The organism is Melioribacter sp., from assembly GCF_049325435.1.
Lineage (GTDB): Bacteria > Bacteroidota > Ignavibacteria > Ignavibacteriales > Melioribacteraceae > Melioribacter > Melioribacter roseus.
This window is the reverse complement of sequence record NZ_JBMOLD010000010.1, coordinates 180,385-192,572: the sequence shown is the minus strand read 5'-3', so window position 1 is coordinate 192,572 and position 12,188 is coordinate 180,385. Positions and strand designations below refer to the sequence as shown.

Here is a 12,188-nt window from a genome sequence, read left to right as displayed (position 1 = left end):
TATGATGATGAAAACTGTAAAAAACGTTCACTTCGTGGGCATAGGCGGAATCGGCATGAGCGGAATTGCGGAAATCTTATTGAATCAAGGGTTCAATATTACGGGTTCCGACTTGAACAAGACGGAAATTACGGATAGACTTGAATCTCTCGGAATAAAAATTTACGAAGGCCACGATCCGGCTAATATCGAAGGAGCCGACGTAGTGGTTTATTCTTCGGCTGTGAATAAAGATAATCCGGAAGTAAGCGCCGCTATCGAAAAAAAGATTCCAGTGATAAAACGTTCGGAAATGCTTGCCGAATGTATGAGAATGAAATACGGTATCGGTATTGCGGGCACTCACGGTAAAACGACTACTACGTCAATGGTGGGACTGGTATTGACTGAAGCGGGCATCGATCCCACAATAATCGTAGGCGGAAAGTTGAGCGGGCTGGGCGGCACGAACGCTCGTCTGGGAAACGGCGATTACATTGTAGTCGAAGCCGACGAATTCGACAGAACTTTTTTGATGTTGACTCCTGTCATTGCGGCAATTACCACGCTCGAAAAGGAACACCTCGATACTTATAAAGACCTGGACGACATTAAATCGGCGTTTGTAGAATTTGCCAACAAAGTGCCGTTCTTCGGCTTTGTCGTGCTTTGCCTCGACGAACCGGCGCTGCAGGACATTATACCTTTGATTAAAAAGAAAATTTTTACGTACGGACTCTCGCCTCAAGCCGACGTGCAAGCGGTCGATATTACTCATAAAGAAAATTCGTCAGAATATACGGTCGTTTATAAAGAAGAAATACTCGGAAGGATTAAACTTAACGTGCCGGGCGTCCACAACATAAAAAATTCGCTTGTGGCAGTTACGATTGCAAAGGAACTCGGAGTGCCGTTTGATACGATTAAAAAAGCTCTGGGCGAGTTTACAGGTGTATACCGCCGCTTCGAGAAAAAGTACGACAACGATGTTATGGTTATAGACGATTACGGACATCATCCGACGGAAATAAACGTAACTCTGGACGGCATCCGCAAAGGTTGGAAAAGAAGACTGATAGCAGTGTTTCAGCCGCACCTTTATTCGAGAACGCGCGATTTTTATCTGGAATTCGGACGCTCGTTTCTTAATTCCGACGTTTTTATTTGCACCGACGTTTACCCGGCAAGAGAAAAACCGATCGAAGGAGTCTCCGGACAGATGATTGCCGAGGCAGCCAAAAAATTCGGCCATAAAAACGTGATTTACGAACCCGATAAAAATAAGATACCCGAACTGCTCAAATCGATTTATAAAAAAGGCGACATAATAATTACACTCGGCGCGGGCGACATCTGGAAATACGGAGAAAAGTTTGTCGACTACTTAAAATCTGAAAATAAATGAAAAACAAAGGATACATAGCGGGTATAGTATTCTTGGCGCTGCTGATTTCGATTATCGGATATTTCGCGGCTACTCTAGAAAAAGAAAATTACAAAATTGATTTGATTACGCTGGAAGGCAACAATCATCTTTCAAAAGAAAAGTACTTGGACTTTGCAAATTTGCTGGAGAGAAAAAATTACGGAAAACTGACTCTGCAGGTTATCAAAGACCGGATGGAAAAGCATCCATACGTAAAATATGCGGATGTAAGTTTTGCAAATAACGGGAAAGTTACGGTTATACTGCATGAAAAAAAATTCGACGCCGTATTAATCGATAATCAAAAGCATTTCCTGATTACCGACAATCTTGAACCGGTGCCGTTATTGGAAGGAACGGAACGCGTCGATTATCCTGTTATTACAAATCCTTATCTGGATGGAGAAATTAAACCGTTTATAAGTTTGAAGAAAAATAACGACATAGCGACCGCCTCAAAAATTTTGAGCGGGATAAAACTCGTCAACCCCGAGTTATACAGCAACATTTCGGTTATCGATATGAGAAACGGGGGAGATGTGGTAATGACTTTTTCTCTGTTCGATTATCCTGTCGTTTTTGGCAGGCGCGACGAAGCGAGAAAAATAGTTTATTTCAATGCGCTTTGGAATTATCTGAAAGGGAAAGAAGCTAATAATTTAATTGAGTATGTCGATTTGAGGTATAACAAACATATTTATTTCGGCTTTGCCGCAGATAGTTTAATATCGGGAGAAGATCAAACATGAAAAGAAATATTATAGCCGGACTCGATCTGGGGACTACGAAAGTTTGCGCAGTAATTGCCGAACACGCGGAGGACAATATTAACATACTAGGATTCGGCGTGGCTCCCTCGGAAGGATTGAATCGCGGTCTCGTTGCGAATATATCCAAGACTGCCGAGGCAATAAGCGAGGCAATGAACATCGCAATAAACAGAGCCGGTTTGAGCGTCGAAGAAATTAATGTGGGCGTCGCAGGCGAGCATGTGACGAGTCTGAGACACCGAAACTATGTAACGATCAACAATCCCGAAAGGGAAATTACCGAAGAAGACCTGAACCGTCTCAAGTCGGACGTACATACAATAAGAATTCCGTCCGACAGACAAATACTTCACATTATACCGGAAGAATTTTTTGTCGACTATCAGGGAGGCATCGAAGACCCGATCGGAATGTGCGGCGCGAGGCTCGAAGCGGTTAATCATGTGGTCTTGGCTTCGGTACCGGCTATTCAAAACATTAAAAAATCGGTAGAACGAGCCGGTTATAAGATTAAAGAACTGATTCTTCAGCCGATTGCTTCGAGTTTGTCGGTGCTGGAGGAAAACGAAAAAGACCTCGGCGTTCTGTTAATCGATATCGGCGGCGGCACAACCGACATCGCAGTTTTTCATCACAAATCGATAAAACATACGAAAGTAATCGGAGTGGCGGGCAACCAGGTTACCAACGACATTCGGGAAACTCTCGGCATTGTTACTGCCGACGCCGAAAAATTGAAAAAAGAATACGGCTATGCCCTGGAAAGCGCAATTATTAAAGACGAGGATATTTATATAAAAGGCGTAGGAGCGCGGGGCAATATTAAAATTCCTTTGACGCTGTTGACCCAAATAATAAGCGTAAGAATGCGCGAACTTTTTATGCTTATCGATAATGAATTGCGCCAGGCTGGATTGAAAAATAAAATTAAGGCGGGCGTCGTGCTTACAGGCGGAGGTTCGCTTTTGAGAGGATGCACTGAACTGGCTGAAGAAGTTTTCGGGCTGCCCGCCAGAATCGGAGTGCCGCTCGAATTGGGCACGGGACTCTCCGGTGAAATCGAAAGCCCCGAATTTGCAACTGCGGCGGGATTAATTAAAGGAATGCCGGGCAAATCGGTTACCGAATTTTCCGACGCAAAAGATATTAAAAAAGAAAAGAAACCGATTAAAATAAATCTGTTCAAAAAAATACAAGAGTTTTTTGAGAATTTATAAATCTACCACAACAAGGAGGAAATATGACTGACTATACCGACGGAAGAAAAGAAAGACTCAAATTTGTAACTCTCGACAGGGAAGATACACAGAATTTATCGGCTGTTCTGAAAGTAGTCGGAATCGGCGGCGGCGGCTGCAATGCAATCGACAGTATGATTCACCGCGGTTTGACCGGAGTCGAATTCGTGGCAATTAATACCGACGCTCAGGTTCTTCAGAACAGTTCCGCTCATCATAAAATTCAAATCGGCACAAACGTAACGCGCGGACTCGGCGCCGGAGCCGATCCCAACGTTGGCAAAAAAGCCGCCGAAGAAGATCGGGAAAAAATTACGCGCATTCTCGACGGAAGCGATATGGTATTCGTAACGGCGGGAATGGGCGGCGGCACAGGCACAGGCGGAGCTCCCATTGTGGCTTCGATAGCCAAAAGTCTCGGCGCTCTCGTCGTTGGCATTGTAACGAAACCTTTCAGCTGGGAAGGCAAAAAGAGGATGAAAAACGCCGAAGAAGGCATTAAAGAATTGAAACAATACGTTGACAGTCTCATTGTTATTCCCAATAGCAGAATACTCAGTATTATCGACACAGCCACAGCGGCTCGCGCCGCGTTCGATAAACCCAATGAAATTCTCTACGAAGCCACGCGCGGCATTGCCGACATTATTACAATGACCGGAATTATCAATGTCGACTTTGCCGACGTAAGAACCGTTATGCGCGACAGCGGTCATGCATTGATGGGATGCGGAATTGCAAGCGGCGAAAATCGCGCGGTCGAAGCGGCTCAAAAAGCAATTTCGTCGCCGCTCCTGGAAGGCGTTTCCATAAAAGGCGCAAAAAATATTCTGCTTAATGTGTCGGGCTCGTCGAATATGACAATGCAGGAAGTCGAAGCCGGAAATAATATTATCTTCGAAGCAGCCGGCGAAGAAGCCAACGTAATTTTCGGCATTGTCAACAAAGAAGATATGAACGACTATATTTCATATACGGTTATTGCCACCGGCTTCGGCGACGACCTCGATACTAACGGGATTGGCAGTTTTAGAAAGGAAGGTAAAAGCTCGGGCAAAGACAAAAAGTCCGTGCCTTCGTTCGGCGGATTTTCAAAAGAAAAAATAATTTTGAACGAAACAAATATTGACGAGCAGGATCTGAACATACCGACAATTTCCCGTGTCCGCGGAGATATGAAACTCTTTCCCGAAACGGAAATGGAAGAAATTCAATCCGGATTCAAAACAAAAAACAAAAACGACTACAAAGATAACAATAGCAACGACGATGAAGACTCGTCTTCGTTCTTAAGAAAAATAATGGACTAAAATAAAAACGGGCCGGATTTGATTATCCTTGTTGTGGTGACGAGAGAATCTATTAAAATCAGTCCGGCCTTTTTTATATAATGTATTTATAAAAATCATCTTATATTATTCAATAATATTACCGCCGGCTATTAATAAATTCTGTATCAATCCATAGCCGTAAAAAATATTAGTATCCCGCCGCTTTTAAGTTTATTCGATAATTTCTTATTTTGCCACAAACAATTCGGAAAGAATAATATGAAAAGACTATTGGTTTTAATGATTGTGTCGATCTCCGTAATATATGCCCAGGAGAATGCCGAGGTAGGATGGGTCGCCCGTTTCGGATTAGCCGGCGGCGTTAATCCGGTCTATTTATTCCCCAACGTCGATCCCGTTAACGAACAAATAAAGAACGCCGGATTGAGCGGCTTATCCGAAAACGGAATGATTGCCTGGGGCGGAAGCGGCTATGCTTATATTATGTTTGTCGAAAATCTGCGAATCGGCGGTATCGGACTGAGCGGATCTATCAGCTCTTCCGGAAGAGTAGGCGAATTCGATAAGGAAGTTAAATACGGCTACGGCTTGGGAGGATTGACGGTTGAATATACGCTTCCCTCAATTCACCGGGTTGCTGTTTCTTTCGGAGGTATTATCGGAATAGCGTCGAGTGAAATAGAAATTTACCAGTCGAGCATGAATTATACGTGGGAAAATTTGTGGCAAAAAACCTCAAGCAATGTCATGACTCGCGAGGTAAGCGATAAATTGACCAAAACTTCTTATCTGTTTGCCCCCACAGTCAATTTCGATATTCCTCTCAATCGGTTTATTGCCTTCAGAATAGGCGGGGGATATTCCTTTACTTTCGGAGGCGATTGGGAAATTAACAACGGAAAAAAAATCGAAGGCGCGCCTTCGGACTTAAATTCAAACACATTCTTTATTCAAACGGGAATTTATCTCGGCTTTTTTTCTTATTGAGAGGGTAAAATTATGAGTCAAAAATCAATTCTTATTACGGGCGGCGCGGGATTTATCGGAAGCAATTTCATCAACAACCTGCTGCCGCAACACGACGACTGGTTCGTCGTAAATCTCGATAAATTGACTTATGCCGGCAATCTGGAAAATCTGAAACCGGTAGAAAGCTATAAGAATTATTCATTCGTTAAAGGCGATATCGCTAACAGGGAACTGGTCGATTATCTGTTTGCCAAATACAATATAAAGTATGTTATCAATTTTGCCGCCGAATCGCACGTCGACAGAAGCATACTGGGTTCGGAAGTTTTTTTCAGAACAAACGTTATTGGCGCGAACGTATTGCTCGAAGCGGCGCGGCGGCACGGAGCGGAAAAATTTTTGCAGGTCTCGACGGACGAAGTTTACGGCAGTCTGGGACCCGAGGGATTGTTTACCGAATCGACGCCTCTGTCGCCCAACAGTCCGTACTCGTCGAGTAAAGCCGCTGCGGATATGATGGCTCTCGCATTTCATCATACTTACGGACTTCCTGTGGTAATTACAAGATGTTCGAATAATTACGGACCCTACCAATTTCCGGAAAAGTTGATACCGTTAATGATTATCAACGCGCTCAACAATAAAAAACTTCCCGTTTACGGCGACGGCTTAAACGTGCGGGACTGGATTCATGTGGCTGACCATAACAGAGCGGTGGAATTGGTTTTTGAAAAAGGCAAGCCGGGAGAAGTATATAATATCGGCGCTAGCAGGGAAATGAAGAATATCGAAATAGTAAAACTTATACTGAAAAAATTGAATAAGTCCGAAGACCTGATTGAATATGTGAAAGACAGACCTGGCCACGACCGCCGTTATGCTATCGACTCGTCAAAAATTCAAAACGAGCTCGGCTGGAAACCTGAAATCGAGTTCGAAACGGCGCTCGATAACACTATCGATTGGTACGTGGAAAATAAATCGTGGTGGGAACGCGTGATTTCCGGCGAGTATCAAAAGTATTATAAAACGCAGTACGGATCGGATTAATTTATTTCTTAATAGATGAAAATTTTACTCTGCAATAAAAACTATTACCATTGCGGAGGAGTGGAAACCCTGTTCTTGTCCACTGAAAAATTACTTGCAGAATATGGTCATACCGTAATACCCTTCGGTTTGAAATCGCCTGAAAATTACGAATCGGAATACTTAAAATATTTCCCGTCTCGTCCCGGAAAAAGATTATTAAAAACGCTCGACTCTTTTTATTCAATTAAATCGGCTTCCGCGCTGCAACGGGTAATCGAAAAAATCAAACCCGATATAGCCCACATTCATAATATCAACGGCGGACTTACATTCTCGATATTGCCAGTATTAAAGAAAAACAAAATTCCAATAGTAGCAACAATACACGGTTTCAAATATTTATGTCCGGTATGGGAATTTTATAACAGGAAACACGGCGTATGCGAAAAATGCGCCGGGGGCAAATATTATAACTGCATATTGTACAACTGCTCGGCAAGAGGTCTGTTCAGGAGTATTTTGCTGGCAGTTGACGGTTACTTCAGAGACGCGTTTCTTAATTTCAGAAAATATTTCGATTATTTTCTTTTTGTAAGCTTTTTTACAAGAAAGAAATTTCTAAACATATTTCCCGAAATAGAAAACAGGGCGGATGTTTTATACAATTTTACGGATAACATTGAAAACAGAATTACAAAACCTTCGAAAAAAAATTTTTTGTATGTCGGAAGAATCGAATATGCCAAAGGAACGGACGTTTTGGTCGAGGCGTTTGGCGAAATGGGTAGGCTAAAACTGGAAATCGCAGGCGAAGGAAGTTTATATATCCTTCTTAAAAATTCAGCTAAAAGCAACGTTAAATTTTTGGGAAGAATCGGCAGAGGCGAAATAAGAGAAAAAATTATTCAATCGTATTTTGTAATAATCGCGTCGAGAGTTTATGAAAACAATCCGTACGCTGTAATTGAAGCTTTTGCCTCAGGCAGACCCGTAATAGCGCCGGATGCGGGTGGCATTCCCGAAATCGTTGAAAACGGAAAAAACGGTTTTTTATATAAAGCAAACGACATCAACGCACTGACCGATTCGATATATAAGGCTTATGCTCTCGAAGAAAGGGAATATGAGAAGATGTGCGAACGGGCGCTTCAAACGGCAAAAAATAAATTTAACCGGACTTTTCATTATGAAAAGTTGATAAGCGTTTACGAAAAAATATTAAAGGCGAATTAGGTTTGAAAATATTTGTTTGGGTGCGGTAAATGTTCTATTTTTTGGGTCGATATCCAAAAATATTTTAAAATTAACCGGCATTGGAAAATGAGAATACAAAAGAGATTTCTCTTCCTTCTGATATTTTTTATATCTACTGTAACATCCGCGCAACTAAACGATTTCAATACTACGAAAAACGACAAGTCACCGTTATTGACGCAGCCGATTACAGTTACCGTCGGCGGTAATTTTATTGTTACGGGTTCTTTTACTGCATTTCCGGTTCAAAGGCTCGATCATTTCGTTACTTCGCTTTTTATCGAAGCGCAGCAGCAAGCGCTTACGTCGTTAACCCAACTCGAAACTATCAACGTTGTTAAGAAACAGTTGGAAAGTTATCCTCTGCGAGGAATAAGACTTTTGCGCTCTGACGGAACTAACTTGAATATCGATTTGCTGAAATTCAGGCTGACGGGCGACTTTAGATACAATCCGTATCTGAGAAACGACGACGTTATAATTTTTCCGGATTACGACGAAGAGAAAGATTTTATCGACATATCCGGCGCGGTCAACAAACCGACAAAATTTCAATTCGTGGAAGGCGACAGATTGTCCGACGCTCTATTGTTCGCCGGAGGCGTTAGCAAGGCATATGAAAATGTAGAAAAAGCGGAAATCTATCGGCTCTCTGAAAACGGTTTGTCGGAAGAAATTATTCGGACCGCTATTTTCGAAAACATTGAACTAAAAAGAGGCGACAGGATAAGAATAGTTGCCGGGGAAAATAAACGCCACGATTATAAAACTCTCGTGCTTGGCGAAGTGAAAAATCCGGGCTATGTCTATTTAACCGCCGAAGGTTTGCCCGTTAGCGAAGTTATCCGAAGAGCGGGAGGATTTACTCCAAACGCCGATTTATACAGAGCCGAAGTATTGAGGAATTATACTGCCGATAATATTTTGAGGAAGGATAAACTCGCCCCGGAATTCGTTGAAAACCGTAACGATTTACTGCAGCCGGAAACGCAACTGCGTCTGCATCAGCAAAAAGAACTGTTGGAAATGCTGCGCCTTGCAAATATTACGGAAGAAGATTCTCTCTTCTTTAATATCGACAATCAATTGAGAATACTGGGAGCCGAATCGCTTGTCGATTTCACAAAAATCAGCGATCCGGATTCCGACGAAGGTAAGTTTTTAATAAAAGACGGGGACGTTATTCTGATACCGTCCAAATTCGAATATGTATACGTTTTCGGGCAGGTGCCCCGAGCGGGTTATTTTAAGTATGCGCCCGATATGAATTATAAATATTACATCGAAAAAGCCGGGGGACTTGCAGAGACTGCAAAAGACGAAGATGAGATAGTAGTTATAAAAGGGAAAGAGAAAAATTGGGTTACAAAAGAAATCGACAAACTGAAAATAGAACCGGGCGATTATATCTATGTGCCGAAAGAAATTCCGAGAACTACCTGGTTTTACGTGGAAAGAACCGGCAATGTGCTGAGCATAATCGGCAGCATAGCGACAATCGTAATATTAATTATGCAGGTAACTAAATAATTAACGGAAGAATTATGAATCAAGAAAATCAACCAACCGAACAAAAAACGGAAGTAGTGGGCGCTACGTTTATAGAATTTTTAACGGTGCTGGTAAAATACAGAAAATTTTTATTCTGGTTTGTCTTTACGATAACAGTAGGAGCAACGGTTTATGCTTTGCTCGCTCCAAAATGGTATAAATCGACAGCTTCGGTATTAGCGGCGGACAGAAACGATTTGTTGTCTACGTTATCCGGATTGTCGAGTTTGGCAAAAGGCTTTTCAGCCAGTAAAGGCTTGGCGGCATTGACCGGCGGCAACACTGAAACGGATCGGTATATAGCGATTCTCAAAAGCGCTACTTTAACAGATGATATAATAAAAAAATTCAAGCTCCGCGAAGAATACGACATGGAAGACGACTACTACGAAAAAGTAGTCAAAGAATGGCAGTCGAATCTCGATCTGGAAATCCAGGACGAAGGCAATCTTACGATTACAGTGTACGACAAGGATCCGCAAAAAGCCGCGGATATTGCTAATTATATGGTTGAAAAGCTTAATGAAATCAATACGCAACTGAGCGTTACGAATGCAAAAGCAAACAGGGAGTTTATTGAAAAAAGATATTTGCAAAACCTGGAGGATATTAAAAACCTCGAAACGGAGATGCAGAAATTCCAAGAAAAATACGGAGTAATTGCGGTACCCGAACAGCTTGAAGCCACAGTAAAGTCAATGTCGAGTATTTATCTTGATATGTATCGAAAGGAAGTGGAATATAATGTCGTAAAGCAAATGTACGGCGTCGACCATCCTCTTGCGCATACTACTCAAATTGAATTGAACGAGCTTAAAAAGAAGATCGACTTGCTCAATACGGGTAAGGACGAGTCTCAGCAGGATGTAAAATTATTAATTCCGTTCAAGGAAGCGCCGGAACTGGGCAATGAATATCTTAAAATTTACAGGAATTTGGAAATTCAATACAAAATATTAGAATTTATTCAACCGCTGTACGAGCAGGCTAAAGTTGAAGAAGTGCGAAATACGCCAAGCGTGCTTGTGCTCGACAAAGCCGGTCCTGCAGACAGGAAAGCAAAACCGAAGGGAAGTATCTATGCGGCGGTAAGTTTTGTATCTTCATTAATGTTAGGGCTTTTCATTGTTTTTCTCATAGAATTTTTTGCTAAGATGAAAATTTATGCACCGCAGAAGTATGACTTTATTAGGGCAGCTATCAGTGCCGACTTGGGAATGATAATGAAAAATAGGAAAAAGAATGCATGAGATAGTTAGAGTTCGGAGAAACTCAGTATTCTCTACAATAACAATTCTTTCTCGATTAACGGTAAATGTTTTTATTTTTTGGATAATCGCACGGTATTATGGCCCTAAAATATTTGGACAATTTACCTCTGCCCAGGTATTAGCCGCAAATTTTATTATTATAGCGGATTTTGGACTCGATATTTTACTTACAACAGAGATAGCGCGCAACAGAAACAATGCCTTAAAGCTATTTCGACAAATATTCTCGATAAAATCTATTTTCTCAGTAACGGCTTTGTTATTAATGTGGCTCGTTATGATATTGGGTAGTTTCAGTTACGAAACTAAACTGCTGATATTTATTCTAAGTTTTTATACTTTTTTCTCCGCATTGTCTAACTATATCTCCGCTTTATATAAAGGATTTGAGCTTCTTGAATACGAAACCAAGATAAATTTGGCGATGAATTTAGTGCTAATTTCTTTGGTGTTGCCTTTAGTTCTTCTAAAAATTAATATAGTAATAATTGCTTGTATATTTGCTTTTTCACGAATGATAGGTTTTTTCGTAGGAATTTTGTATAGCAAAAAAATTCTGCAAGATGTATCATTTAAGTTTTATTTTAATGGGATTCAAGAGATCAAGAGCAAAATTGTAGTTTTTGGTGTATTTCTAATATTTAATAACTTGTTCTTTCAATTGGATACAATACTTCTGGCAATATGGAAAGGGGATGAGTCGGTTGGAATATATCAAGCGGCATATAAATTAATTATGCTGCCTTTGGTAATACCTGATATTATTGTAAATACTTTAATGCCAATGTTATCAAGGCTAAATGGGGAAAATTATACTTTGTGGAAGAAGATAGGGAAAATGATGAATAAGGTGTTGATTGCAGTAGTCGTTCCCATATCAATTTTAATTTTTGTATATGCAGAGCAAATAATTTTATTTATCTATGGTAGTGAAAATTATGAAAATTCAATATTTGTGCTAAGAATTTTTGCTTTTGTACTTTTAATAAGGTTCTCTATAGAAACATATGCCTTATTACTAACTACTTCAAATAAACAAAAAATTAGAATGTATACAGTTCTTATAGCTACGCTGCTAAATTTTTTGTTAAATTATTTTGTTATACCAAAATATGGAGTTTGGGGCGCTGCTTCTGTTTCACTTGTTACAAATTTATTTGTCGGCGTAATCTATTATTTAAACTGCTTTGAAAATGCTAAAGAATACTTTAAGGATAAACAAATTTTATATTTTATGTCGATTTCAATTATAATTGCGTATTTATGTTGGTTTTTCAGAGATGTTAGTATGTTTGTTGCAGTTCCAATTGTAATATTATTATTCTGGGTAATTATTTTTTACTTTTTTCTGTCTGAAGAAGAAAAAAAAGTATTATTACATAGAGATTATAGAATACCATAAATTA

10 protein-coding genes are annotated in these 12,188 nt (G+C 40.6%); all 10 read left to right on the top strand.

Going from position 1 to position 12,188, the window contains the following annotated elements; genetic code table 11:
* Positions 1-4 precede the first annotated feature (4 nt).
* The 10 genes from murC (at position 5) to ACOYVE_RS07565 (ending at position 12,184) form a co-directional block, all read left to right on the top strand.
* On the top strand, positions 5-1,384 hold the full coding sequence (gene murC / locus ACOYVE_RS07610; RefSeq protein WP_041356180.1) for a UDP-N-acetylmuramate--L-alanine ligase: 1,380 nt from the start codon (positions 5-7) through the stop codon (positions 1,382-1,384).
* Complete coding sequence (locus tag ACOYVE_RS07605) at positions 1,381-2,154, top strand: cell division protein FtsQ/DivIB (RefSeq protein ID WP_014854992.1); 774 nt, start codon at positions 1,381-1,383, stop codon at positions 2,152-2,154. Before murC ends, ACOYVE_RS07605 begins: the two co-directional genes overlap by 4 nt.
* Positions 2,151-3,392 carry a cell division protein FtsA gene (gene ftsA, locus ACOYVE_RS07600; protein WP_014854991.1) on the top strand — a complete coding sequence of 414 codons (1,242 nt, stop codon included), beginning with the start codon at positions 2,151-2,153 and terminating at the stop codon, positions 3,390-3,392. The genes ACOYVE_RS07605 and ftsA overlap by 4 nt, the downstream gene beginning before the upstream one ends.
* A 23-nt stretch (positions 3,393-3,415) precedes the next feature.
* Positions 3,416-4,723: a cell division protein FtsZ gene (gene ftsZ / locus ACOYVE_RS07595; protein WP_014854990.1), complete on the top strand. Its 1,308-nt coding sequence runs from the start codon at positions 3,416-3,418 to the stop codon at positions 4,721-4,723.
* 240 nt (positions 4,724-4,963) lie between these two features.
* Entirely contained in the window at positions 4,964-5,692 is a 729-nt protein-coding gene (locus ACOYVE_RS07590; protein WP_014854989.1) for a hypothetical protein, read from the top strand.
* Between the two features lie 12 nt (positions 5,693-5,704).
* Positions 5,705-6,724, top strand: a complete 1,020-nt coding sequence (gene rfbB, locus ACOYVE_RS07585; RefSeq protein WP_014854988.1) for a dTDP-glucose 4,6-dehydratase — start codon at positions 5,705-5,707, stop codon at positions 6,722-6,724.
* Positions 6,725-6,784: 60 nt separating this feature from the next.
* Entirely contained in the window at positions 6,785-7,939 is a 1,155-nt protein-coding gene (locus ACOYVE_RS07580; RefSeq protein WP_162098588.1) for a glycosyltransferase family 4 protein, read from the top strand.
* 87 nt (positions 7,940-8,026) lie between these two features.
* Positions 8,027-9,490, top strand: coding sequence for an SLBB domain-containing protein (locus ACOYVE_RS07575; protein ID WP_014854986.1), 1,464 nt, complete (start codon positions 8,027-8,029; stop codon positions 9,488-9,490).
* 14 nt (positions 9,491-9,504) lie between these two features.
* The gene (locus tag ACOYVE_RS07570) at positions 9,505-10,761 is read left to right on the top strand and encodes a GumC family protein (RefSeq protein ID WP_014854985.1); all 1,257 of its coding nucleotides are present in this window, start codon (positions 9,505-9,507) and stop codon (positions 10,759-10,761) included.
* The gene (locus tag ACOYVE_RS07565) at positions 10,754-12,184 is read left to right on the top strand and encodes a flippase (protein ID WP_014854984.1); all 1,431 of its coding nucleotides are present in this window, start codon (positions 10,754-10,756) and stop codon (positions 12,182-12,184) included. Before ACOYVE_RS07570 ends, ACOYVE_RS07565 begins: the two co-directional genes overlap by 8 nt.
* Positions 12,185-12,188 lie beyond the last annotated feature (4 nt).

Excerpts from the sequence above, each read along its gene's own strand:
- murC (WP_041356180.1), top strand. The coding sequence starts at position 5 with ATGATGAAAACTGTAAAAAACGTTCACTTCGTGGGCATAGGCGGAATC.
- ACOYVE_RS07605 (WP_014854992.1), top strand. The coding sequence starts at position 1,381 with ATGAAAAACAAAGGATACATAGCGGGTATAGTATTCTTGGCGCTGCTG.
- ftsA (WP_014854991.1), top strand. The coding sequence starts at position 2,151 with ATGAAAAGAAATATTATAGCCGGACTCGATCTGGGGACTACGAAAGTT.
- ftsZ (WP_014854990.1), top strand. The coding sequence starts at position 3,416 with ATGACTGACTATACCGACGGAAGAAAAGAAAGACTCAAATTTGTAACT.
- ACOYVE_RS07590 (WP_014854989.1), top strand. The coding sequence starts at position 4,964 with ATGAAAAGACTATTGGTTTTAATGATTGTGTCGATCTCCGTAATATAT.
- rfbB (WP_014854988.1), top strand. The coding sequence starts at position 5,705 with ATGAGTCAAAAATCAATTCTTATTACGGGCGGCGCGGGATTTATCGGA.
- ACOYVE_RS07575 (WP_014854986.1), top strand. The coding sequence starts at position 8,027 with ATGAGAATACAAAAGAGATTTCTCTTCCTTCTGATATTTTTTATATCT.
- ACOYVE_RS07570 (WP_014854985.1), top strand. The coding sequence starts at position 9,505 with ATGAATCAAGAAAATCAACCAACCGAACAAAAAACGGAAGTAGTGGGC.
- ACOYVE_RS07565 (WP_014854984.1), top strand. The coding sequence starts at position 10,754 with ATGCATGAGATAGTTAGAGTTCGGAGAAACTCAGTATTCTCTACAATA.